21 protein-coding genes are annotated in these 25,267 nt (G+C 39.5%); 7 read left to right on the top strand and 14 right to left on the bottom strand.

The annotated features are described in order from the left end of the window. Nucleotides 1-15 precede the first annotated feature (15 nt). The 5 genes from V6260_RS06235 to V6260_RS06215 all read left to right on the top strand — a co-directional run bounded on the left by V6260_RS06235 (nucleotide 16) and on the right by V6260_RS06215 (nucleotide 4,536). Nucleotides 16-789, top strand: coding sequence for a hypothetical protein (locus V6260_RS06235; protein ID WP_341593177.1), 774 nt, complete (start codon nucleotides 16-18; stop codon nucleotides 787-789). Nucleotides 790-800: 11 nt separating this feature from the next. Beyond that, entirely contained in the window at nucleotides 801-1,439 is a 639-nt protein-coding gene (locus tag V6260_RS06230) for a LysE family translocator (protein WP_341593176.1), read from the top strand. 27 nt (nucleotides 1,440-1,466) lie between these two features. After that, nucleotides 1,467-1,961, top strand: coding sequence for a gamma-glutamylcyclotransferase family protein (locus tag V6260_RS06225; RefSeq protein ID WP_341593175.1), 495 nt, complete (start codon nucleotides 1,467-1,469; stop codon nucleotides 1,959-1,961). 15 nt (nucleotides 1,962-1,976) lie between these two features. Beyond that, nucleotides 1,977-3,518, top strand: coding sequence for a serine hydrolase (locus tag V6260_RS06220; protein WP_341593174.1), 1,542 nt, complete (start codon nucleotides 1,977-1,979; stop codon nucleotides 3,516-3,518). Nucleotides 3,519-3,612: 94 nt separating this feature from the next. Then, the gene (locus tag V6260_RS06215) at nucleotides 3,613-4,536 is read left to right on the top strand and encodes a histone deacetylase family protein (RefSeq protein WP_341593173.1); all 924 of its coding nucleotides are present in this window, start codon (nucleotides 3,613-3,615) and stop codon (nucleotides 4,534-4,536) included. On the opposite strand, the gene V6260_RS06210 is transcribed toward V6260_RS06215, so the two are convergent. Further along, entirely contained in the window at nucleotides 4,516-4,815 is a 300-nt protein-coding gene (locus V6260_RS06210) for a hypothetical protein (RefSeq protein WP_341593172.1), read from the bottom strand. The genes V6260_RS06215 and V6260_RS06210 overlap by 21 nt on opposite strands. Before the next feature lie 78 nt (nucleotides 4,816-4,893). Between V6260_RS06210 and V6260_RS06205 the strand changes: the two genes are divergently transcribed. Continuing rightward, complete coding sequence (locus V6260_RS06205) at nucleotides 4,894-7,425, top strand: EAL domain-containing protein (protein WP_341593171.1); 2,532 nt, start codon at nucleotides 4,894-4,896, stop codon at nucleotides 7,423-7,425. On the opposite strand, the gene V6260_RS06200 is transcribed toward V6260_RS06205, so the two are convergent. The 13 genes from V6260_RS06200 to rsmD all read right to left on the bottom strand — a co-directional run bounded on the left by V6260_RS06200 (nucleotide 7,404) and on the right by rsmD (nucleotide 23,110). Then, nucleotides 7,404-8,213 (bottom strand): DUF2797 domain-containing protein, encoded by an 810-nt coding sequence (locus V6260_RS06200; RefSeq protein ID WP_341593170.1) that lies wholly within the window; start codon nucleotides 8,211-8,213, stop codon nucleotides 7,404-7,406. The genes V6260_RS06205 and V6260_RS06200 overlap by 22 nt on opposite strands. A 22-nt stretch (nucleotides 8,214-8,235) precedes the next feature. Further along, nucleotides 8,236-10,776 (bottom strand): EAL domain-containing protein, encoded by a 2,541-nt coding sequence (locus V6260_RS06195; RefSeq protein WP_341593169.1) that lies wholly within the window; start codon nucleotides 10,774-10,776, stop codon nucleotides 8,236-8,238. A 109-nt stretch (nucleotides 10,777-10,885) separates the two neighbouring features. Then, on the bottom strand, nucleotides 10,886-12,169 hold the full coding sequence (purD, locus tag V6260_RS06190) for a phosphoribosylamine--glycine ligase (RefSeq protein ID WP_341593168.1): 1,284 nt from the start codon (nucleotides 12,167-12,169) through the stop codon (nucleotides 10,886-10,888). A gap of 15 nt (nucleotides 12,170-12,184) precedes the next feature. Beyond that, complete coding sequence (locus V6260_RS06185) at nucleotides 12,185-13,006, bottom strand: methyltransferase (protein ID WP_341593167.1); 822 nt, start codon at nucleotides 13,004-13,006, stop codon at nucleotides 12,185-12,187. Nucleotides 13,007-13,112: 106 nt separating this feature from the next. Then, nucleotides 13,113-14,699: a bifunctional phosphoribosylaminoimidazolecarboxamide formyltransferase/IMP cyclohydrolase gene (gene purH, locus V6260_RS06180; RefSeq protein ID WP_341593166.1), complete on the bottom strand. Its 1,587-nt coding sequence runs from the start codon at nucleotides 14,697-14,699 to the stop codon at nucleotides 13,113-13,115. Nucleotides 14,700-15,021: 322 nt separating this feature from the next. Continuing rightward, nucleotides 15,022-15,312 carry a DNA-binding transcriptional regulator Fis gene (fis, locus tag V6260_RS06175; protein WP_002957804.1) on the bottom strand — a complete coding sequence of 97 codons (291 nt, stop codon included), beginning with the start codon at nucleotides 15,310-15,312 and terminating at the stop codon, nucleotides 15,022-15,024. A 19-nt stretch (nucleotides 15,313-15,331) separates the two neighbouring features. Then, nucleotides 15,332-16,303: a tRNA dihydrouridine synthase DusB gene (dusB, locus tag V6260_RS06170; RefSeq protein ID WP_341593253.1), complete on the bottom strand. Its 972-nt coding sequence runs from the start codon at nucleotides 16,301-16,303 to the stop codon at nucleotides 15,332-15,334. A gap of 282 nt (nucleotides 16,304-16,585) precedes the next feature. Further along, nucleotides 16,586-17,467, bottom strand: coding sequence for a 50S ribosomal protein L11 methyltransferase (gene prmA / locus V6260_RS06165; protein WP_341593165.1), 882 nt, complete (start codon nucleotides 17,465-17,467; stop codon nucleotides 16,586-16,588). Nucleotides 17,468-17,534: 67 nt separating this feature from the next. Then, on the bottom strand, nucleotides 17,535-19,382 hold the full coding sequence (gene rpoD, locus V6260_RS06160; protein WP_341593164.1) for an RNA polymerase sigma factor RpoD: 1,848 nt from the start codon (nucleotides 19,380-19,382) through the stop codon (nucleotides 17,535-17,537). A gap of 304 nt (nucleotides 19,383-19,686) precedes the next feature. After that, nucleotides 19,687-21,438 (bottom strand): DNA primase, encoded by a 1,752-nt coding sequence (dnaG, locus tag V6260_RS06155; protein ID WP_341593163.1) that lies wholly within the window; start codon nucleotides 21,436-21,438, stop codon nucleotides 19,687-19,689. Between the two features lie 239 nt (nucleotides 21,439-21,677). Continuing rightward, nucleotides 21,678-22,124: a GatB/YqeY domain-containing protein gene (locus tag V6260_RS06150; protein WP_007376027.1), complete on the bottom strand. Its 447-nt coding sequence runs from the start codon at nucleotides 22,122-22,124 to the stop codon at nucleotides 21,678-21,680. Nucleotides 22,125-22,143: 19 nt separating this feature from the next. Then, entirely contained in the window at nucleotides 22,144-22,359 is a 216-nt protein-coding gene (gene rpsU / locus V6260_RS06145; RefSeq protein WP_002957797.1) for a 30S ribosomal protein S21, read from the bottom strand. 145 nt (nucleotides 22,360-22,504) lie between these two features. After that, nucleotides 22,505-23,110, bottom strand: a complete 606-nt coding sequence (gene rsmD, locus V6260_RS06140; protein WP_341593162.1) for a 16S rRNA (guanine(966)-N(2))-methyltransferase RsmD — start codon at nucleotides 23,108-23,110, stop codon at nucleotides 22,505-22,507. A 206-nt stretch (nucleotides 23,111-23,316) separates the two neighbouring features. On the opposite strand from rsmD, the gene ftsY reads away from it, so the two are divergent. Further along, complete coding sequence (gene ftsY / locus V6260_RS06135) at nucleotides 23,317-25,188, top strand: signal recognition particle-docking protein FtsY (protein ID WP_341593252.1); 1,872 nt, start codon at nucleotides 23,317-23,319, stop codon at nucleotides 25,186-25,188. Nucleotides 25,189-25,267 lie beyond the last annotated feature (79 nt).

The following is a 25,267-nucleotide window of genomic DNA, read 5'->3' as shown; positions in this document are numbered from 1 at the left end:
TTATAAGAGCACACTATGTTAGCTTTATTTAAATCAAGGCCATTATTAGAGCAGCGAGAACAGCAATGGCTTATTGATACATTTATTTGGGCTGTAGAAAACTTTGATGCTGAGTTTTTTACAAAGCACACTCAAATAATACTGCCAACGGCTACTTTTTTCCCCGATTCGGTATCGAGCATTGAAGAAATGGCGACCAACGTTTTTAGCCGCGTTACTAATTACGCAGGTATGAATGGATGGCCTATACAGTTAGTTTCACCTCAGCAATTAGAGCCTCAGGTATTTCCGCATTTTGAATTTAGTGAACAAATACGTGGCGAAGGTAGTCATTTAATTGTGCCGCCAAGCCATACTATTAATATTTCTTTTAATCCAAATCAAATAAATCAGCCACAAGATTTAGTAGCAAGTTATGCGGGTACACTTGCAACTATACTTATTCATCATGTTGGTGTATTACCACCTGGAGGTAAAGATAATTTACCACAAGCTGCCGATGCGCTTGCTTGCTTTTTAGGGTTTGGTGTAATGATGAGTAACACGGTGTATCAGTTTAAAGGGGGTTGTGGCTCTTGTTATAACCCATACGCTAACCGTGATGCTAAGTTAAGTGAAACGCATACGGTATTTATGCATGCCCTGATTAGTTACTTTAAAAACGATAAAGTGTCTAAAAAGCACTTAAAGCCGCATTTACGTGGCCAGTTTAAAAAAGCACAAAAAGAAATTAAAGCATTGGTAAATAACTCGGCCAACCCGCTGTTATTAGCTTATTCGCCTAACTAACAAGGACTTGCGTGGAATACTTAGATGAACTTTTACTGATTGTTATTGCTCATTTTTTTGCAGTAGCAAGCCCTGGGCCTGACTTTGCCGTGGTGCTCAAGCAAAGTGTACAACAAGGTAGGCGCAATGCATTGTGGACAAGCGCTGGTGTTGGCGCTGCTATTTTACTGCACGTAGCCTATTGTGTGTTAGGTGTTGCGCTTATTTTAACGCAATCGCCTAGTTTATTTATGGCGCTTAAGTACCTTGCAGGTGCATATTTAGCTTACTTAGGTGTTCAAGCTCTTAAAGCTGAAAAACCGCCTGCGAGTAATAAAGGCGAGGCTACAAAAGATATTGAAAATAAAGCCGTTCAAGAGGAACGCGTTTGGGTTGCTTTTAGGCGCGGCTTTTTTACCAATGCATTAAATCCAAAAGCCACGTTATTTTTTATGTCGTTATTTACACTCGTGATTAGCTCAACAACACCTACTAGCGTGCAGGTCGGCTATGGTGTGTACATGGCACTGGCTACTTGGGCGTGGTTTTCAATGCTTTCAATAATGCTTTCTAGAGATAATGTAAGAGGTTTTTTCCAACAACGCGGTTATTGGTTTGACCGTGGAATTGGTATTATTTTAATTGCACTTGCAGTACGCGTTGTTATTTAACTTATTCAAAAAGTGCAGGAGATAAAAATGCCGTTATATAATTTTTCGTTTGGTTCTAATATGTCATCTAAGCGTTTGTTAGCGCGCTTGCCGAATGTAAAGCGTGTAGGAACTGCGGTACTTAAAGGCTACGAGCTTACTTTTGATATGCTATTTAAAGATGGCTCAGGTAAATGCAGTATTTGTCCAAGCGATAAAGAAGGTGCGTTGGTTTACGGTGTTATTTATGAGCTTAATAAAGAAGAAAAAGCTATTTTAGATAGTATAGAAGGGCCTGGTTACGATTGTGTAGATATAACCCCAACGCTTTTAACGGGTGAGACTATAGTCGCACATTGTTATATAGCTAATACCCATGACAGCGATGTACTGCCATATGATTGGTACATAAAACACGTTCATCGCGGATCACTTGAAGCGGGCGTACCAAAAGAATACAGTGATGCCATATTAAATCGCGCACAAAAAAGCGATACCAATCAAGAGCGCGCAGCAACTGAATTTGCAGTTCATCAAAAATAATAAAATAGGATTGATATGAAATTAACCAAACTTGCCGCAATTGCACTATTAGCAGGAACTACGTTTAGCAGCTGGGCACAAGTTGATACCGACAAAATAGACGACGTAATTAAAGCGTCAATGGCACGTTTTGACGTACCCGGTATGGCAGTCGCCATTGTTGAAAACGATAAGGTGATATTTGCTAAAGGCTTTGGTGTCACTAATCTCGATACCAACAAAAAAGTAAATAAAGACACTTTATTTGGTATTGCTTCAAACACCAAGGCGTTTACAACAGCAGCGCTTGCTAAGTTGGTTGATGAAGGGAAACTAAACTGGGATGACCGCGTAATTGATCATTTGCCAGAATTTAGATTATACGACTCATACGTAACACGCGAAATGCGTATTCGTGATTTATTAAGCCACCGCAGTGGGCTAGGGCTTGGGCAAGGCGATTTAATGATTTGGCCAAGTACTGATAAGTCCATTAATGAAATTTTAGCGGGATTACAGTATTTAAAACCGGCTAGCAGTTTTCGCAGCAAGTATGCTTATAACAACTTAATGTTTGTTACTGCTGGCGAAGTGGTTGCACGTGTATCGGGTATGAGCTGGAATGATTATATCGAAAAAAATATATTACAGCCGCTGCACATGGATAACTCACGCGCGGGATTTTCACGTATTCCAAAAAGTAATAAAAACTGGGCGACAGGTCATATTCCTATGGATGGCATGCTTCATCCATTCTTTGTGAATTACCTAGAAGATTTTAGAGGCGCAGGTGCAATTGCTTCAAGCGTAAGCGATATGAGCCAATGGCTTCGTACGCAATTAGCGGGCGGTAAAATGCCAAGTGGCGAGCAACTATTTAGCGAAAAGCAACAAGCGCAAATGTGGCACCCACATATTACGTCTATGGCATCTAAAAGCGCGTTTGAATCGTATCATCAGCAATTTAGAGGTTATGGGTTAGGTTGGAGTATTGAAGACTACTACGGCTTTAAAAAGCTAGGCCACGGCGGTGGTATTTTAGGTATGGTATCGCAAGTTACGTTATTGCCTGAGAAAAAACTCGGTATTGTTATTTTATCCAACCAACAAGCTTTTGGTGCGCTTTCGGCAGTAACCCATGAAGTTCTTGAGGATGCGCTTGAGCTTGAAGATAAAGACTGGGTAGAGGATTTAGCTAAAAGCCATTTTGAAGGTAAGCAGCAAGCATATGCTAATGCAAAACCAGAAGCTCCCGCTGACTACCAACCACAATTACCAAATATTAATTACACCGGAACATTACACGATGATTGGTATGGTGATGTAATTATTGAGCAGTTAGATAGTAAGTTACGCATTGATTTTACGCATACTAAGCGCTTAAAAGGCACACTTGAGCATTACACCGGTAATACATTTATAGTTAAGTGGGATGAAAAACTACTAGAAGCGGACGCGTTTATTCGTTTTGAAATGAGCTCACAAAACCGTGTAAACAGCGCTAAAATGCGTGCAGTATCAACACAAGTTACCGACTTTAGTTTTGACTTTAGAAACCTTCATTTAAAAGCAAAATAGCTAATATTTAAAGTATTGATATAAACCAAAGTCGCAAAGCCACCATTAGGTGGCTTTGTTATATTAAGTTTTTACACCTTGTAAGGGACTTTTTATGCGTACAGCTGTTATTTCTCACCCTCATTGCCGTAAGCATAAAATGATAGACGACCATCCAGAGTGCCCAGAGCGCTTGGATGCAATTACCGATAGATTATTAGCCAGCGGTGTAGATGTTGGCTTAACACACCTACAAGCACCTAAGGCTGAGCGTGAACATTATCTACTTGCTCACGATGAAGCTTTAGTTAAACACGTTGAAAATACACTACCAACAGAAGGGCTCGCTAATTTAGATGGCGATACGTGGCTGTGCCCCGATTCATTTAAAGCAATTGAGCGTGCAGTAGGTGCTGGGTTATTAGCTGTTGATGAAATACTTGCTGATAAATTCGATGCTGCTTTTTGCTCAGTACGCCCGCCAGGGCATCACGCTAATAAAAACTCATCATCTGGGTTTTGTGTGTTTAATAACTTAGCTATTGCCGTCAAGTATGCACAAAGCAAAGGGGTTAAGCGCATTGCGATTGCTGACTTTGATGTACACCACGGTAATGGCACGCAAGATATTTTTATTGATGACGATAATGTACTGCTTTGTTCGTTATTTCAGTATCCGTTTTACCCAAATACAGCGGTTAAAAATAATAGTCATATAGTTAATTCTCCTTTGCCAATTGCTAGCAATGGCGACGACCTAAAAGACGTGTTTACTCAGCAATGGTTACCAAAATTAAAAGCGTTTAAGCCTGAGTTATTGTTTATAAGTGCAGGGTTTGATGCGCACCTAGAGGATGACATGGCAAGCTTAAAGTTTGTTGAAGATGACTATATTTGGCTTACTGAGCAACTATGTGAGGTAACAAAAGAGGGCGGATGCAAAGGTGTTATCTCGTATTTAGAAGGTGGCTATGCGCTATCAGCTTTGGGTCGCAGTGCTGTAGCCCATGTTAAAACATTAGTAGACTTTATAGAGTAATTTAAATGCTTGCTCAGGTGTTAAATTATTAATTTTATCTAAGCAACATTGCCCTTCTTTAGCTAAATGCACCTTCACTAAATGACCTAGCTCTGCTTCCTTAAGTGGTTTTTTTTCTTTACCACTTAGGGATTGATATCCAGCGAACATATCAAGAACAATAACTTCAAACTTTTGCTGTTCATCCAAATTGTAGGTGAAATCGTATAAATCATCGGCGTGTTCTATAAGTTCAATTTCATTGTTATAAATAATTATTTTTGGATAAGTACTGGTCATTTATTGTCCTAAGTCAAACTGACATTTATTTGTTGATTTAAACTCTTATATTCGTCTTTAATTTAGGGAATATAACTGATGTCTTACAATAGCCGTTATCAAAAAGTATGCGATGTTTGTACAAACAAAGTGATCACTTGTGCTAAGCATACTCCTTTAATTGAAGCGGTGAAACTGATGCGTACACACAACGTGAGTGCTATTTTTGTTCAAGACAAACATAGGATAGTAGGTGTTTGGACTGAATCAGATTGTTTAACGCTTGATTTTACTAATCAAACATTAAAGAAAGTTGCTATTCAAAAGGTAATGTCTTCTCCTGTACTAAGAGTTTCTAATCAACAACTACTTACCGATACCGCACTGGTATTTAACAAGCATGGTGTTAGGCACCTTTTAGTTACCGATGACAGCAATGTGCCTAGTGGAGTTATAAGTATTACTGACATTGTGCGTAATCAGGGACTAGAGCATTATTTACAATTTAGACCTATTAATGAACAGTACAATAAAGACATTAAAATCGTTCCCAGTTCACTCGACATCAATGAAGCCGTGACACTTATGCGAGAGCTATGTGAAAAAGTAATACTAGTATTCAATGAAATTGAAAATACATTTGGCATTATTACTCAACGTGACTTACTTAAGCTTATTACTAAGCGGCATAATCATAAAGTGTGTTGGGATTTAGCTAGTCGACCTTTGTATCAGGTTACTACGAAAGACAGTCTTTTTGATGCTTATAGATTAATGTCAGAAAGTAATGTACGTCATTTAGTTATTAACGATAATGATAAAATTAAAGGTGTTTTATCTCTTGAGCATTTAATTAGTGAAATCGAAATTGCTTACTGCTATGAGCTTGAAAAAGTACTTGAGCAACGTAATGTTGCCTTACAGCACTCACAGCGCAACTTATATTTAGCAAATAAAATAATCGACTCATCGCTTGATGGCATTATGATCACTGATTCGAATGCTATTATTATTCAGGTGAACCCAGCGTTTTCGGAACTCACTGGGTATAAAGAATACGAGGTTATTGGTAAACGACCTAATATGTTGAGCTCTGGGCGGCATGATAAAAATTTTTACATAAAAATGTGGGATTCATTAGTTAAAAAAGGTGTCTGGCAAGGCGAAATTCATAATCGAAAAAAGAGTGGTGAAATTTACATTGAGTGGTTAAGTATCATTGAAATTAAGGAGCCGGGATATAGTGAGGTTATCTATGCTGCTATTTTTAGTGATATCACTGAGCGAAAAAACGCTGAGGAAAAAGTCGTTCAATTAGCTTATTTTGATGAGTTAACAGGATTACCTAATCGGCGCTTATTTAACGATAGGCTCGCTATGGCTTTAGCTGCAGCTCATAGAGATAATCAAATGCTTGCGGTTGTATTTATTGACCTTGATCGCTTTAAAGAAGTGAATGACAGTCTAGGCCATAATGCCGGAGATAATTTGTTAAAGCTTGTATCAGAGCGTATTGTTAAAACGTTAAATGAAGGTGATACATTAGCCCGCTTAGGTGGCGATGAATTTGTGATACTGTATGAAGTAAATAGCGTTGAAGATGTGATCCGTCTCGCAGAAAAAATTTTAAATAACTTAAATACACCTTTTAAACTAGAAGGGTTTGAAGTTGGTATGACTGCATCTATTGGTGCAGCAGTATATCCTGAAGATGGTTTAGATAGTGAAACTCTTTTAAAGCATGCTGATATTGCAATGTATAGATCAAAAGATATTGGTCGTAATTCATTTCAATTATTTCAACCATCAATGAATGCTCGTTCGCTTGAACGTTTAGCCATGATGAGCCGTTTTCAATATGCATTAGAAAATGATGAATTTGAACTTTATTTTCAACCTAAACAGTGTTTGAAAAGTGGTTTAATCATGGGAGCTGAGGGGTTATTACGTTGGCAGGATCCTGACTTAGGTACTATTTCGCCTGCACAGTTTATACCCTTAGCTGAAGAATTAGGGTTAATTGTACGCTTAGACTTATGGGTTATAAATCAAGCTGGCAAAGAACTTATATTATGGCAAGGTCAAGGGTTAAATGTTGGGCGTTTAGCGATTAATGTTTCAGCATGCCACTTGAGCCAGGGACGGCTTGCTGCAAACATTGAAGATATGCTTAAACGTTATCAATTGCCTGGTTACTTGCTTGAAATTGAGCTAACAGAAAGTAGCTTCATCGGCTCGTTTTCTCAGGCTAAAGCTGAGTTGCAAAAGTTAGTTGCACTTGGAGTACATATTGCTCTTGACGATTTTGGTACCGGATATTCTGCACTAAGTTATTTAACTAAGTTACCGTTTAACACTTTAAAAATTGATGCTAGTTTTATAGCAAAAATCCCAGATGAGTACAGTAATAGTCAAATTGTGGCTGCAATTATAGCAATGGCTGCAAGTTTGGGGCTTACTGTAGTTGCAGAGGGGGTTGAATATGCCTCGCAAAAGGCACATTTAACGGAGTTAGGATGTGATGTAATTCAAGGGTACTATTTTTGTCACCCTTTAACATGTCAACAGTGGATTGATTTTTGCCAGCGAACTACCAAAAGGGATATGACTCAACTCACTGTAACTTCATAAGACGTAAATTTACGTATATTAATAACGCCTTTTTCAAAAATTAAGTACTGACCTTTAATACCTTGTAAAACACCACTTACAACAGGGTCTTTATCAAAGTTAAATGAGCTGATTTTTGTTGGGTACTCGGTTACTGGAAAGTTTAAATCAACCACATCTTCATCAAGTTGCTCTATTGCTGTTGCGCCAAATAATTCACTGAGCTCGTTGAGTTTTTCACTAATTTGCGGAATAAGCTCTGCTGCAGCTGCTTTTAAATCAATTGCTTCGTTTTGACCTTTTAGCATATTGCGCCAATTGGTTTTATCGGCAATAAATTCAGACAATGCAACTTCCACTAAACCTGATTGCAGGCGAGTTTGCACTTTAAAAATAGGTAATGCCTGAGTCGCACCCTGATCAACCCAACGAGTAGGTATTTGTGTGTGGCGGGTAATTCCTACTTTTAACCCAGAGGTGTTAGCGAGATATACATAGTGTGGGATCATGCAGTTTGCTTCGCCCCACTGTGGCTCTCGGCAAGTACCTTGGTCGTAGTGGCAAGTTTCTGGTTTCATTATACACATATCGCAACTGGCTAGCTTGCGCATACATACAAAACAGTGACCTTGAGAGTAGCTTTTTTTAGTTTTTTTACCGCAGTTAGAACATAAAATAGTGCCACTAAAGGTAAGCGTAAGCTCCTTACCTATAAATGCATTTAAGTCTACTAAGTGTTCACCTACAGGTAAGTGATATTGTACTGGTTCGGTTAAGCTCGATTTTAGTTTACGCAGTGTGCCTTGCATCTTTACTTGGCCCCTAAAGATGTTAAAAAGAGGAGTCTAACATTTTTAAGTTATATTGGCTTTTTAAGAAGTGTAAATAGTCAGTATATGGTAATGCTTTGGCATATAAATAACCTTGTGCTCTATCAGCATTCATTGATTTTAGTAGTTGATGAATTGCCTGAGTTTCTACCCCCTCTATAGTGATTGATAAGCCAAGGTTATGAGCCATATCAATCGCTGTTTGTACAATAACTTGATGAGTTTGGTTATTAGGTAAATCAAAAACAAACGACTTATCTATTTTAAGCTCACTAAAGTGATAATTAACTAAGTAGCTAAGGGACGCGTAGCCAGTCCCAAAGTCATCCAATACCACTTTAATACCTAATGCTGTTAACTCATCAACTAATTTTATAAGTGCATCTTGGCTGTCTACAAAGGCAGATTCGGTTAGCTCAAATTTAAGTAAGTAAGCTGGCACTTGGTATTTAATTAAAATGTTTTCTACTTTTTCGGCTAAATTATTTATAGTTAGATTTTTAGCACTCAAGTTTACGCTAATTGTATGCTCGTTATAGCCATTTTTTATAAACTCAACTATGTCTTTACAGGCTTGCTCTATTACCCAAAGTGTTAGCTCGTTAATAATGCCTGTGTGCTCAGCAAGTGTAATCAACTCCTCTATTGATAAGATACTGTAAGTTGGGCCTGGCCAGCGCAGCAAAGCCTCAGCGCCACTGACTTGGTTGCTCAATAAATTAATTTGAGGTTGGTAGTAAAGTGCCAGTTGGTTTGTTTTAATGGCTTGTTGCAACTTAGCAGCTAGAGCAACATCCATCATCAGGTTATTACTGTTTGACGATGACCCAACTTGATTAACGCTACCTTTTGCCTTTTTAAGGGCTAAATAACCACGCTTTAACCAATATTCAAAATCGTTACTCTTACCTGCATTACTAATGCCTATACTGTAACTAAGCTGCAGGTTCAATCCTTTAATTTCATATTGTTTTGGTAGATTACTAATTATTTTAGTCAGTAGTGTTTCTAGCACTTCTTGGTTTTGTGTTTTTGTAGAAATACAGGCAAATACACCACTGCTCAAATCGGCTAAGCGTGGGCTGGTGTTTAAATCTGTTTCGAGGTTTGTAAATTCGCGTTCATGGCTCAGTTCTAATTCAAGTTCTTTGGCTACATGCTTTATAAGTGTGTAGCCCTGAGAAGAGGTAATAATTGTGTTGAGCGAATTAAAGTGACGTATTTTTATCAAACACAAAGTTGTTGAGCGATTTTGGCTTTGTAGTGCCATAAATGCTTGTTTTAGTTTAGAGCTATTCAGTAGTCTTGTTTGCTGTGTGTGCGTGGCATGGTAAAGCGCACGTTTGCGCTGATACTTTACTCGGTCTGCTAATGCCATTGCCATTAAAATAACTTCACACAAAATAGCGACTAAAAACGCATGGCGAGTTGTAAAGGTATACGGTAAAAAACCAGTGAGTTCCATAGGCTGAATTACCGCACCAATTATTAGTGGTATCCATGAAAAAACATAAAATTTAGCCCATCTAAAACCACTGCGTAACTTGTTATATATTAAAATAATACAGGTAATATAAAGTAGTGCCATCACACCGAAAAATATAGGCGCCGCTATGTTTTCAGAGATAAACAAGCTACATACAGCAAGAATAAACATAAGCCAAAGTAAGGTTATGCTCATTCTATAGCGCCAGCATTTATCTTTATGATAGCGTAAAAACATGGTGCAAAAGGCAAGGGTAAAAAAGGCGACCCCATAATTACTAAACACCACCTTTTCGTGAAAGTATAACTGCCACTCCATTGGCCATAAGTAGAAGCCAAAGCCTAATACCGTGCCCATCAGTATTAGTGCACTGACTATGTAACCAATATAGACGAGGTAAACGCGATCTTTTATACCAAAATAAAGTACTAAGTTATAAAGTGCAGCCATAAGTAATACTCCTGCAAATATTCCCCAAATTCCAGTTTGGGACCGCATCAGGTCTATAAACTCTTTATCTCGATATAAGTTTACAGGTGTTTTACTAATTCCAAGGGTATCTATTTTAAGTACTAAACGTTCAGAGGATTTGCTCTTAAGAGAAAAGCGAATATGAGGTACGCTATATTGAAATAAAGTGAGGGATTCTTCTTTATCGCCTAACTTGTATGTATCAATTATTTTATTACTTTTAGTAAGACGATAAATAGTTAGATGGTCAACCATTGGATTATCGAAATGGGCAACTATATTTTGTTTGGTCAAACTTTTGTTTTCTAAATCAATAAGTAGCCAGTAGTTTTGTTGGGTGAAGCTCCAGGGAATGCTTGTTAAAGGTTCGTAAGTTAGTGTTTCTGGTTGGTAAATTATATCGTCAATTGTTAGAGTTTTTGTTTCATCTAGGTAATAAGCATAGTCTAAATAAACCGGGGCTGTCTTATCGATAGTATAACGTGTAGGCACAACAAGGTTTGACGCCAGTGTACTGATAATATAAAAAATGAAAATCAGTATGGCGACAGCAATGGCATGATAACGTAATGTTTTTAGTTCCAACAATATATACTTTTAAAAAAACTTTTAATTAGTGTAGCACTAAAAAAGCGCAGAGAAACTGCGCTCTTGTAGATAAATTAATTGCCTACATTAATTTTGTATTCCAAGGCTACTGCTCACGTGCAATAGCACGATAAGCTATATCAGTACGATATTCCATACCATCCCAGTCAATTTGTTTAACAAGCTCATAGGCGCGCTGCTGCGCTTGCGTAACAGTGTTACCAAGTGCTGTTGCGCATAATACGCGACCGCCTGCGGTTACAACGTCATTGCCACTTTGCTTAGTACCCGCATGAAACACTTTTTCACCTGCAGGGTAATCCACTTGTAGCCCCAAAATAGCGTCACCTTTAGGGTAATCGCCAGGGTAACCTTTAGCGGCAAGTACAACACCAACGGCAGCACGTGGGTCAAACTTAATTGTTGTTTTATCAAGTTCTACACGGTTAGCGGCTTCAATCAATTCAACTAGGTCTGATTGTAAACGGAGCATCATTGGTTGAGTTTCAGGATCGCCAAAGCGACAGTTGTACTCAATTACTTTAGGGGTACCTGTTTCGTCAATCATCAAACCTGCGTATAAAAAGCCGGTGTACGGATGGCCTTCGGTTGCCATGCCTTCTACCGTAGGGTAGATCACTTCGTTCATAATGCGCTGGTGGATTTCATCAGTAACAACTGGCGCAGGTGAGTATGCACCCATGCCACCCGTGTTAGGACCAGCATCGCCATTGTAAGCGCGTTTATGATCTTGGCTTGTTGCAAATGGTAATACGTTTTTACCATCAACCATTACAATGAAAGATGCTTCTTCACCGTCTAAAAACTCTTCAATAACAACACGACTTCCTGCATCACCAAAAGCGTTACCCGCAAGCATGTCGCGAATAGCATCTTCAGCCTCGCGCTCGTCCATGGCAACAATAACACCTTTACCTGCGGCTAAACCATCCGCTTTAACTACAATTGGCGCGCCTTTTTCTTTTAAATAAGCAAGGGCTGGCTCAATCTTTTCAAACGTTTGATAATCAGCGGTTGGTATAGCATGGCGTGCTAAAAAGTCTTTAGTAAACGATTTAGAGCCTTCAAGCTGAGCTGCGCCCGCTGTTGGGCCAAAAATAGCCATATTATGTTCACGAAATTTATCAACAACTCCCATTACTAACGGTATTTCTGGACCTACAATAGTAAGCTCCACCTTATTTTGCAGTGCAAAATTAAGTAAACCGTCTAAGTCATCAACGTTAATTGCTACATTTTCAAGTTTTGGCTCAAGTGCTGTACCTGCATTACCTGGGGCTACAAACACGGTGTTTACTTTTGAGTTTTGAGCGGCTTTAAACGCAAGTGCGTGTTCACGGCCGCCGCTGCCAATGACTAATACATTCATGGCGAAAATTCCTATTTAAAGCGGTTTTTTAAATTTCAGCGTCATGCGGTCGCTTTCACCAATGGCTTTATATTTATCAGCATCTTGTTCGCCGAGTCTTAAGCTTGGTGGCAGCGTCCATACACCTTTAGGGTGATCGGCTGTATCTTTTGGATTTGCATTTATTTCACTGCTCGCTACTAATTCAAACCCAGCTTGTTTTGCTAGGTCGACTACGTAACTCTGCTTCATGTAACCTGTTGTTTTTTGATCTTCGTCAGCACGTTCTTCAGCTAAACGATGCTCAACAACACCTAATGTGCCACCAGGTTTTAGCGCTTTATAAAAAGCTTGAAAAGCACTTAATGCACCGCTCTTATCTTTACCCATGTACCAGTTATGTACATTACGAAAAGTTAATACCATATCGGCGCTGCCTACTGGTGCAATATCTAAATGAGTTAGAGGTAAAAACTCAGTGATTTGCACTTTACTAAAGCGCTTGTCTTCGGCAACTTTAGTTTTAAAACCTGCAAGTGAACGCTGGTAAAAGCCAACAGATGAATCAGCCGGGTAGTGCGCAGCATAATAAATGCCTTGCTCTTGTAAGGCTGGCGCTAAAATTTCACTGTACCAACCGCCACCAGGCGATATTTCGACAACTTTCATGTCTGGTTTAAAGCCAAAAAATGCAAGTGTTTGAGCCGGGTGACGATATTCGTCACGAGCGCTATTTTTAGCGCTGCGTTCGCTTGATTGAAGTGCATGTTCAAGGCTCGATTCGTGGTTATGGCTAAGCGCCATAGTCGATGTCATCGTTAGTGTGGCTACAAGTAGCGATTTGAGCGCAAATTTCATTGTTTGTTCCTTCACATTATAATTTTTAATAGGTTATAGAATAATCAGAATACGTGAATTTATAGCAAACAAAAAGGGTTAAACCAACGTTTAACCCTTTGTGTGATTAGTGGCGGAAATGGCGCATACCAGTAAGCACCATTGCCATACCAGCTTCATCAGCAGCTGCAATCACTTCTTCATCACGCATTGAGCCACCAGGCTGAATTACAGCAGTAATGCCAGCGGCAGCGGCTGCGTCAATGCCATCACGGAATGGGAAGAATGCATCAGACGCCATAACTGAACCTTTAACTTCAAGGTTTTCGTCTGCTGCTTTTATGCCTGCAATTTTAGCTGAGTATACGCGGCTCATTTGGCCTGCGCCTACGCCAATGGTCATACCGTCATGGGCATAAACAATTGCGTTTGATTTAACAAATTTAGCTACTTTCCAGCAAAACAGTAAATCTTTAAGTTCTTGCTCAGAAGGTTGGCGCTTAGAAACAACTTTTAAGTCGCCTTGCGTTACCATGCCTAAATCTCGGTCTTGAACTAAAATACCGCCGTTAACGCGTTTAATATCTTGACTTGGGGCTTTAGCATTCCACTGTCCACATTCTAATAAACGAACGTTCTTTTTAGCTTCAATAATTTTTGCAGCGTCGCTCGAAATGCTTGGTGCAATAATGACTTCAACAAATTGACGCTCAACAATGGCTTGTGCCGTTGCAGCATCAAGCTCTTGGTTAAAAGCAATAATACCGCCAAATGCTGATGTTGGGTCGGTTTTAAAAGCGCGATCATATGCTTGTAGAATATTCTCGCCAATTGAAACACCACATGGGTTAGCATGTTTTACAATGACACATGCAGGTACATCAAATTCTTTAACACACTCAAGAGCGGCATCAGTATCTGCAATATTGTTAAACGAAAGGGCTTTACCTTGCAATTGAGTTGCTGTTGCCACTGATGCTTCTGCAATATCATTTTCAACATAAAAAGCAGCATCTTGATGTGAGTTTTCACCGTAACGCATATCTTGCTTTTTAGTGAACTGCATATTAATAGTACGTGGGAATTTAGTCTCGATGGCTGCTTCCTCTGTGTAATCAGGAACCATTTTGCCAAAGTAATTAGCAATCATGCCATCGTATTGAGCTGTATGCTCATAGGCTGCGATCGCTAAATCAAAACGTGTTTTGTACGTTGTTGAGCCATTATTGTTTTGCATTTCACTGATAACGCGGTCGTAGTCGCTCGCGTTTACCACTATGGTGACGTCTTTGTGGTTTTTAGCTGCTGCACGGACCATTGTAGGGCCGCCAATATCAATATTTTCAATAGCATCTTCAAGGCTGCAGTTTTCTTGAGCGACAGTATTCGCAAAGGGGTATAAGTTAACTACAACTATGTCGATAGCAGAAATGTTGTTATCTGCCATTACGCTTTCATCTTGTCCGCGACGGGCTAATATGCCGCCGTGAATTTTTGGGTGAAGAGTTTTTACGCGACCATCCATGATTTCAGGGTGGCCTGTGTGATCTGATACTTCAGTCACTTTTATGGCGTTATCAGCAAGTAGTTTACATGTGCCGCCAGTTGATAAAATATCAACGCCTTGGGCTTCAAGTGCGCGGGCAAATTCAACAATACCGGTTTTATCAGACACACTTAATAGTGCGCGACGAATGGGACGATGAGTATCCATTGTAGTTTGATTTCCTCAGTTAATGAGCTAGCTTAGAAGCGGGCATTTTAACTGATTACTACTCAAAAAACGACTTATAAAGGCTCAATAAGCGTGAGCATTTTGCAATTTAGTTAATAAACTGTAGTCATAAAAAAAGCACCCTAAGGTGCTTTTTTGCATAATACCAGTTGTATTGGATTAGTAAGTAGTAATAACGATAGAAAAAAAGTCTATAACAAGGAAAAAATTTTGCAGTGTAGTGATTCTACATAAAAAATTTTAACGACATTATGGGCTTGTTTAGCTCGTTAGAATACTCACGCTTTCAATATAAGTGGTATTAGTTCATGCCGTATTTTTTAAGCTTTTTACGTAAAGTACCACGGTTGATACCTAGTAAAATTGCTGCACGAGTTTGGTTACCACGTGTATATGTCATTACTTCTTCAAGTAATGGCGCTTCTAGCTCTGAAAGAACAAGGTCGTAAACGTCTTGCACATCTTGACCGTTAAGCTGCTTTAAATAGTGGTGAACAGCTTTTTTTACTGCATCACGCAATGGCTGCGGTTTCTCGTGTGACTGAACATGAGGGTTAGTGATAAATGGAGAAGTCACGTTTTGTTCGAACATTATTAAGTCTCTTTCTTTCTTAGTTAGCTGCTAGTGTTTTAAAGTATTGCTCTAATGCGACGACCTGTGCCTGTGGGTTGTCGAGCGCATTAAATACTCGCCTAAACTGACCATCACTGTCATGGGTTTGCAAATACCAAGATACATGTTTGCGAGCAATTCGCGCTCCCATTGGCTCACCGTAAAACATATGGAGGTTTGTTAAATGCTCCATTAATATACTGCGTACCTCTGCAATAGCAGGTGGCTGTAAATGTTCCCCGGTTCGCAAATAGTGGTCTATCTCCCTAAATATCCAAGGGCGACCTTGGGCGGCTCGGCCAATCATAATGGCATCTGCACCCGTATAGTCTAAAACCTGCTTTGCTTTTTCTGGTGATGTAATATCACCATTGGCAACAACAGGAATCGACACTGAACGTTTTATATCCCTAATCGTGGCGTACTCAGCATCACCTTTGTACATACATGCGCGCGTACGCCCATGTACAGCAAGTGATGCAATGCCATAACGCTCAGCTATTCTCGCAATCTCTACACCATTACGGTTATCCTGATCCCATCCTGTACGGATTTTAAGTGTTACAGGTATATCTACAGCGTTAACGACTGCATCAACTATCTCTTCCACAAGTTCAGGAAACTGTAATAAGGCAGAGCCTGCAAGTTTCTTGTTCACTTTTTTTGCTGGGCACCCCATATTGATATCTATGATTTGTGCACCATTTGCAACATTGAATTGTGCGGCCTGCGCCATAAGCTCAGGATCTGCTCCTGCAATTTGCACCGCGCGTATACCCGACTCACCGCTGTGATCCATACGGTTCATCGACTTTTCTGTTTTCCAAACCTTAGGATTTGACGATAGCATTTCAGACACAGCTAAGCCCGCACCTAAGCGTCGACAAAGTTGTCTAAATGGTCTGTCTGTAATGCCAGCCATTGGCGCGACAATTACATTATTCTCAAGTTGGTATTTACCGATACGCACTATATTCAATAGGCCTCTTTTCAAGGGGCGCTAAGTTTACGGTTTTTTTCACAAAAATCAAAGGCTATAAATTGAACAAAAGTAACTTTTTTTTGCCCTTTTCGTATTGACATTTGATAACCACATGACAAGTAGGTTGATTTGTTTGAAATTCATACAGGTTTTATTTTTTACAAGATAACTAGAGAATTTTTGGATATGTAAAAAAATAGTAAAGCCTGTTAAATACAGGCTTTACATGCATGTTTTGAGTTAATACTCTAGATTTAATTGTTCGATTTATTACGCTTTCTTAGTTCCACTTACTCGAGTCCAATCACCTTCAACGGCAATGTCATCTAGTTCAACAAACGGTGCATAAATGTCAGCAACCGATTGCGCTTGTTCTTCTAAAATACCCGACATGGTAATTTTACCACCTGGCTTTAATAACCCTAAAATCACACTATGTAATTCGCGAAGTGGCTGAGCTAAAATATTAGCCACTACTATATCTGCACTAAACTCAGGTTGGTTTTCTGGAAGGTAGACTTCAAGTTTGTCTGCAACACCATTTCGGTCAGCGTTATCAAGGCTTGCTTCGAGTGCTTGAGGGTCAATATCTATCCCAATCATACGCTCTGCACCTAGTTTTATAGCTGCAATACCTAAAATTCCTGAGCCACAACCAAAATCCACTACGGTTTTACCGGTCAGGTCTTGGCTTTCTAACCACTTAAGGCACAAGGCAGTTGTTGCATGTGTGCCAGTGCCAAAAGCAAGGCCTGGGTCTAGTAATACATTTACCGCATCAGGGTCAGGAATATCACGCCAGCTTGGGCAAATCCATAGTTTTTCGCCAAATTGAATAGGGTGGAAGTTATCCATCCATTCACGTTCCCAGTCTTTATCTTCAAGTTGCTCGATTTTGTATACTAAATTGTCTTTTAGCTCATCATGGCGCTTTAATAACGCAACGACTGCGTTCATATCATGATTAGCTTCGAACAAACCAATAACTGTGGTATCAGCCCAAAACACAACGGTGCCAATTTTTGGCTCGTAAATAGGGGTGTCTTTTGCGTCAATAAAGGTTACTGAAGCGCTACCCGCTTCCATTAATAAGTCGCTTATTGCATCAGCGGTTGCAGCATTGGCATTAATACGAATTTGGATCCAAGCCATGGTTATTTCCTTCAAATAGAAAAAAGGCCGCTATAGCGGCCTTTTTAGTTTATATAGTAGCGCTAAATTATTTAGCGTCTAAAAAGCTTTTCAGTAAATCAGAGCGAGAAGGGTGGCGTAATTTACGCAGCGCTTTCGCTTCTATTTGACGAATACGTTCACGTGTTACGTCAAACTGCTTACCTACTTCTTCTAAGGTGTGGTCGGTATTCATATCAATACCAAAACGCATACGTAGTACTTTAGCTTCACGAGCTGTTAAGCCTGCAAGTACATCGTTAGTTGCGCCTCGAAGAGACTCCATTGTTGCCGAATCGATTGGCGAATCAATAGTTGTATCTTCGATAAAGTCACCTAAGTGAGAGTCTTCATCATCACCGATTGGTGTTTCCATTGAAATTGGCTCTTTAGCAATTTTAAGTACCTTACGGATTTTATCCTCAGGCATCATCATGCGTTCTGCTAATTCTTCTGGATTTGGCTCACGACCCATTTCTTGTAACATTTGACGAGAGATACGGTTAAGTTTATTAATCGTTTCAATCATATGTACAGGAATACGAATTGTTCTTGCTTGGTCAGCAATAGAGCGTGTGATTGCTTGACGTATCCACCACGTAGCATAAGTAGAGAACTTATAACCACGGCGATATTCAAACTTATCAACCGCTTTCATCAGACCAATGTTACCTTCTTGGATTAAATCTAAGAATTGTAAGCCACGGTTTGTGTACTTTTTAGCAATTGAGATTACAAGACGTAAGTTAGCTTCAACCATTTCTTTTTTCGCTCGGCGTGCTTTCGCTTCACCAATGCTCATTCGACGGTTAATGTCTTTAATACGCTCAATGCTTAAACCTGTAGTTTGTTCAATAACAGATAATTTATTAACGCTACGAATGATTTCTGGCTTAACTTCTTCAAGTTTAGCTGAATACTTTTCGTTACCTGAAATTTCTAAATCAACCCAAGAAGCGTCAGTTTCGTTATTGGCAAAATGCTTAACGAAGGTTTTCTTGGGTAATTTAGCAATTTGAACTGCCTGTTTCATGATTAGGCGTTCTTGAATACGAACACGATCCATCATTTCACGCATGTTATTTACCATGCGATCAAACTGTTTAGGTATTAATTTAAATGTTCTGAAAAGTTCACCAATTTCAAAAATGGCTGCTTGTGATTCAGGATGCGAACGACCTTTAGCTTCAAACGTATCACGTGCTTTATTGTATAAATCACGTAAGTGTTCAAAGTGTATACGCGCCTCTTCTGGATCTGGGCCCGTATCTACTTCTTCCTCATCCTCATCGTCATCACTGTCTTTATCATCGTCATCATCGTTATCATCAAGTTGTTTCTCACTTAATTCTGAGCCGATGTTAGTCGCTGATATTGGGGCATCATCTTCGTTAGGATCAATAAACCCAACGATAATATCGCTTAGACGCATTTCTTCAGCTTCAAACTTATCCCACTGCTCTAGTAAGTAAGTGATCGCTTCAGGATACTCTGCGACAGAAATTTGTACTTGATTAATACCTTCTTCGATACGTTTGGCGATAACAATTTCGCCTTCACGTGTAAGAAGTTCAACAGTACCCATTTCACGCATATACATGCGTACCGGATCCGTTGTACGGCCGATTTCTTTTTCTACAGTCGCAAGGGCTGCAGCGGCAGCTTCAGCTGCGTCTTCGTCTGTCGTTGTTTCTTGCATCATTAATTCATCGGCATCAGGCGCGTTCTCGCTAACCTTAATACCCATGTCATTAATCATACTAATGATATCTTCTACTTGATCTGAGTCTATAATGTCTTGTGGAAGGTGATCATTTACTTCTGCAAAAGTTAAGTAGCCTTGCTCTTTACCTTTTTGAATCAGAAGCTTTAATTGTGACTGAGGAGTTGGATCCATAGAGATTGTTTCTTCCACTCTGATAAGTTGATACAACAGGCGCCATCACGTAGTTTGCATAAAGCCAACTAGAATAATGTGACGCAGTGAATAGCACAGTATAACAGTTTAAATCAATTTTGGCTAGGGGCTGTTGGCCTTTCAGGATTAAAGCGCCCTTGGGACGAACCCAAAGGGCAGCGTGTGTTTGGCATTTATGCTGCGTTATCGCCTATTTATGTGGAATAACCACACTGCATAGGCTCTGCATTGTCTAAATACCAAACACACTGCTATAAACTTAACCTCGAAAGATAAACAGACCCTAACTGTTAGTCGCTTTTAACGCTGTCATTAACAAATGGCACTCAAGCCTTTCGTCGCTACTAAGGCCTTGTGTCTTATCCTTTATTAATAGGGTCTCGAGTCGATGATTTAAACACTGATCTTCAATAAATTTGAAAGTATTTTTAAAAACAGTCTCTAAACGCTCTTCATTTATCTCGTGTTGCCACGTTGCAAGCTTAATTAATGGCTCGTAGTCATCCGTATCTCTAAAACACTCTAGCAACTGAGCGGTAGTTACTTCTTCTTTTTGCAAAGCTTGCTCTTGTAGTCGTAGTAATAAACCAATGCCAGCAATATTCATTTGCGCAAGCTCTGGTAAGTACGGCACGCTTTTGGCTAAATCAGGGTGCTGAATTAATATACCAATTGCTTGGCGCATAGGCGTTATTTTAAATTTTCGTTCAATAGATTGCTGTTGCTTTGGCGTTTTTAAACGGTTATTTAGTTGCTCACGTGTTCTGCCGATTAAGCGTCCTAATTGTTCAAGGATGTTTTCTTGATAAAATTCACTTGGAATTTTTTCAATTAATGGAAGTGCTGCACTAAGGAGTTTAGCTTTTCCTGAATCGAGTGTTAAATCAACTTCTTGGCTTAATTTATTAAACAACACTTTGGTAAAGTCATCTGCTTGACTAAGGCGTTGTTCAAATTGCTCTTTTCCTTCTTTTTGTACGAGTGAATCAGGATCTTCACCATCGGGTAAAAATGCAAATTGCAGTGCTTTACCATCGTTTAAATAGGGGAGTGCGTTTTCAAGCGCTCGCCATGCAGCATCACGGCCTGCTCTGTCGCCATCGTAACAACAGATTACTTTATCAGTAGTTCTAAACAATGTGTGCATGTGCTCGCTTGTTGTTGCGGTGCCTAGTGACGCAACTGCATATTCAATCCCTTGTTCAGCAAGAGCCACCACATCCATATAACCTTCAACAATCATTATATGATCAAGTTTTTTATGGGCTTGCTTTGCTTCATATAGCCCATAAAGCTCAAAACTTTTATGAAATATTCGGGTTTCAGGAGAGTTTAGGTATTTTGGACCTTGGTCTGCCTGCATTACACGCCCGCCAAAGGCAATAACGCGTCCACGTTTATCGCGTATAGGGAACATTAAGCGGTCGCGGAAAAAATCAAACTGTCTACCAGGTGTTTTTTCAGAGGCAAGTTTTAGCTCTACTAATTGCTCTTTTTGTTCTTTGTTACGACCAAGTTGTAAACATAATCCATCCCACTCACTTGGGGCGTAACCAATCATAAACTTTTTAACAGTTTCGCCACTTAAACCACGGCCTTTAACATACTCAATAACAGCAGCAGAATTACTATGGTGCTTTAATTGATGCTGATAAAAACGAGCAGTATGAAGCATTAAATCGTAGTCTGAGCGCTTTTGCGCAGCCGTACGTTCAGGTGCTGAATTTGTGCCTTGTTCTCGAGGTACTTCTAAGTTAAGCATGCTTGCTATTTCTTCAATAGCATCTACAAACTCTAGTTTTTCGTACTCCATTACAAACGAAATAGCATTACCATTAGCGCCACACCCAAAGCAGTGATAAAACTGTTTGTCCTGTGATACAGTAAATGAAGGAGATTTTTCGTTATGAAATGGGCAGCAAGCTTGATAATCTTTACCTGCTTTTTTTAGACCTATTTTTGAATCTATCAGGTCGACAATATCGGTTCTGGCAAGTAAATCGTCTATAAAGCTGCGTGGGATCTTTCCGGCCATTAGTAAAGTACATTCCTGAAATAATAAGAAGAACGAATATGAAATTTACTTTTTTATACTTGCTTGGTGCAAAATATAGTGTGCTTTAACTTACCAAAATGACAGCGAAATAAATAGGGAAGCTGTAAAAAATTTCATTTGAAGTAACCTAATAGGTGTACTTTTTATTAAAGTTAAAACAAAGAAACCGAGCGCTGGGCTCGGTTTGCTTCAATCATACTTTAATGTATGTGGGAGTTTTAGGCAGTTAATCGTTGCTTAATTAAACCAGAGATCTTACCCATATCGGCGCGACCTTCAGCTTTGCTTTTGATTATACCCATTACTTTACCCATGTCTTGCATACCTGCTGCGTTAGTATCAGCAATAGCCGCATCAATGAGAGCAATTATTTCTTCTTCACTCAATTGTTGAGGTAAAAAAGTTTCAAGTGCTACTATTTCATTGGCTTCAATATCAGCTAAATCATCACGCCCGGCATCTTTGTACTGGGTGTAAGAGTCACGACGTTGTTTAACAAGCTTCACTATAACTGAGGTAATACCCGCGTCGTCTAGTGTAATTTGCTCGTCAATTTCACGTTGCTTGATAGCAGCAAGTACCATACGAATAGGGTTAAGACGTTGTTTGTCTTTAGCTCGCATCGCATCTTTTTGCGCATCTTTTAGCGTTATTAAAAGGCTCATTTATACAAGACCTAATATATTAGTATAATTTAACGCGACGTGCGTTATCACGAGAAAGTTTTTTCATGTGACGTTTAACTGCAGCAGCTTTTTTACGCTTACGCTCAGCTGTTGGCTTTTCATAGTGCTCGCGACGACGAACTTCTGAAAGGATACCTGCTTTTTCACATGAACGCTTGAAGCGACGAAGTGCTACGTCAAACGGTTCGTTCTCTCTTACTTTAATTACTGGCATTAAAAATTCACCTACCTAAATTATGAGCGTTGCTCAAGTTGATCAAACATTGATCAAGTGGTTCAAAAATGGTGCGGTATTGTAATCCGAAGCAACACCACATGTAAAGGATAATATTAACAGAAACGCATCATCTAGAATAGTACTAATTTGATTGACGTTGATATAGCCTGCAGAACACTTGCCCCGCCTTTTTTTCTTTTATTAACAGCCAGTTATTGGGTTGTTGAAACGTACTTAACTCGGCTTCTACTTCCATATAAATGAGTGCTTCGCTGCTTAGCCATTGGTTTTTTTCTAATAAATCACATGTTGTTTGTGCTAAATCTTTGCGAAACGGCGGGTCAACAAATACTAAATTAAATGCCTCACTTTTATTTTTTTGTTCTAAATAACTCAAAGAATTAGTGTGTTTTACCTGTGCATTTTTAAGCTTTAAGGTGCTGATGTTTTGTTCTAATTGTTTAGCCGCAAACTTATCTAGTTCAATGAAGGTGGTGCTTTTTGCAAAACGTGAGAGCGCTTCAAAACCGAGCCCGCCAGAACCTGCAAAACAATCAAGTACATGAGCGTCGCGGGTATCTTGCATTAACCAGTTAAACACCGTTTCTTTAATTCTATCGGTGGTAGGGCGCAAACCTTCTACATTTTTGACTGGTAATTTACGTCCCCTAAATTGGCCGCTTATAACTCTAATAAAACCATCGCCGGATTTGCTACTAGCTTTATTTTGTGTTGTTTTATTTCTCATTTAGCTCACTAAAAAATGGTATATGGTATCTAGCTCAGATAATATTGCAGCAGATTACGTGTAGCTTCATTTTTCAACCGTATTAAAAGTGTTACTATTGAACACTTACGTTTTGAATGGTTGTTTTACTAGCATCGATTGTTAGGCATCGCCAAGCTATTTCAAATTTTAGTTTATCAGATTTTTATAAGTGGTTATTAGCAAGTATGGCAAAAAAAAGTAAATTCATGTCGTGGCTCGGTTTTGGCAAGTCAGATAAAAAAGAAGCAGAGCAAAAAGCTGAAGCTGATAAACAACAAGTATTAGCGCAAGAGCAAGCCGAAAAAGCTGAGCAAGAACGTATAGCAGCAGAGCAGGCTGAGGCTGAGCGTTTACAAGCAGAAGCAGAGACTGAGCGTTTAGAGCAAGAGCGTATAGCTAGTGAGCAGGCTGAAGCTGAACGTTTAGCTCAAGAAAAGCTAGCTCAAGAGCAAGCACAAAAGCTTGAGCAAGAACGCCTATATGAAGCAGAACAAGCCGAAAAACGAGCTATAGAGCAAGCTAATGCCGAATTATTAGCAAAGCAAGATGCAGATGCAGCAGCGCAAAAGCAAGAACAAGCAAAACGGTTAGCTGAACAAGAAACACAAATGCGCCTAGAACAAGAGCGTATTGCTGCAGAAAAAGCAGAGTCGGAGCGATTAGAACGAGTTCGTCTCCAAGAGCAAGAAGCTGCAAATGCAGAAAAGCTTGCAATAGATAAAGCAAATGCACAATTGCTTGCAAAAGAGCAGGCTGATGCTGAGAGGCAGCGACAAGAACGAGAGCAGCGCCTAGCTGAGCAAGAAGCTCAAATGCGTTTAGAGCAAGAACGTATAGCCGCTGAAAAAGTTGAGAATGAACGCTTAGAGCAAGAGCGTATTGCGGCTGAAAAAGTTGAGAATGAGCGTTTAGAGCAAGAGCGTATTGCGGCTGAAAAAGTTGAGAGTGAACGTTTAGAGCAAGAGCGCATTGCAGCTGAAAAAGCCGAGAATGAGCGTTTAGAACAAGAACGTATTGCAGCTGAAGAAGCCGAGAATGAACGTTTAGAGCAAGAACGTCTAGAGCAAGAACGTCTTACTGCTGAGCTTGCAAAAGATGAAGCAAAACAAGCAGAAAAACCAAAAAAAGAAGGTTTTTTCTCTCGTCTTAAAAAAGGCTTATTAAAAACTCGTGTAAATATAGGCTCTGGCTTTGCTTCAATCTTTAGTGGTAAAAAAATTGATGACGAGTTATTTGAAGATCTTGAAACACAGCTACTTACCGCCGATTTAGGTGTTGATACCACCATGAAGTTAATCGATAGTTTAACTGATGCAGCTGATCGAAAGCAGCTTAAAGATGGTGATGCCTTATATGAGCTAATGAAGCAAGAAATGGCAGCGATGCTAAAAACTGCTGAGCAGCCTTTAGTTATTAATAAAGATAAAAAGCCGTTTGTTATTTTAATGGTAGGTGTGAACGGAGTTGGTAAAACAACCACGATTGGTAAGCTAGCTAAGCAATTTCAAAATGAAGGTAAATCGGTCATGCTTGCCGCAGGAGATACGTTTAGGGCCGCAGCTGTAGAACAGTTACAGGTTTGGGGTGAACGTAACAGTATTCCGGTTATTGCACAGCACACAGGTGCAGATAGCGCGTCGGTAGTGTTTGATGCATTTCAAGCCGCGAAAGCACGAAATGTTGATGTATTAATTGCCGATACAGCTGGGCGCTTGCAAAATAAAGATAATTTAATGCAAGAACTTGAAAAAATAGCCCGTGTAATGAAAAAAATTGACCCAGATGCACCTCACGAAGTAATGCTTACTATTGATGCTGGTACAGGTCAAAATGCTATTAGCCAAGTAAACTTATTTAATCAATGTGTTGGTTTAACTGGTATTACACTTTCAAAACTTGATGGTACTGCAAAAGGCGGTGTTATTTTTGCGGTTGCCGATAAGTTTAATATTCCAATTCGTTACATTGGTGTTGGTGAAGGTATTGATGATTTACGCGCTTTTAAAAGCGATGACTTTATTGATGCGTTATTTAGCCAAGATGAGGACGACGTTTAATTTACCAAAAGAGGGAGCTTGCTCCCTTTTTAATTGCGAGGATTACCAACGTTATTAATAAGCTAATGGCGTTGGCATA

Origin of the sequence: Pseudoalteromonas aliena (assembly GCF_038155085.1) — a bacterium.
Classification (GTDB): Bacteria; Pseudomonadota; Gammaproteobacteria; order Enterobacterales; family Alteromonadaceae; genus Pseudoalteromonas; species Pseudoalteromonas aliena_A.
The sequence above is the reverse complement of the archived record's forward strand: the minus strand, read 5'-3'. Positions and strand labels throughout refer to the sequence as shown.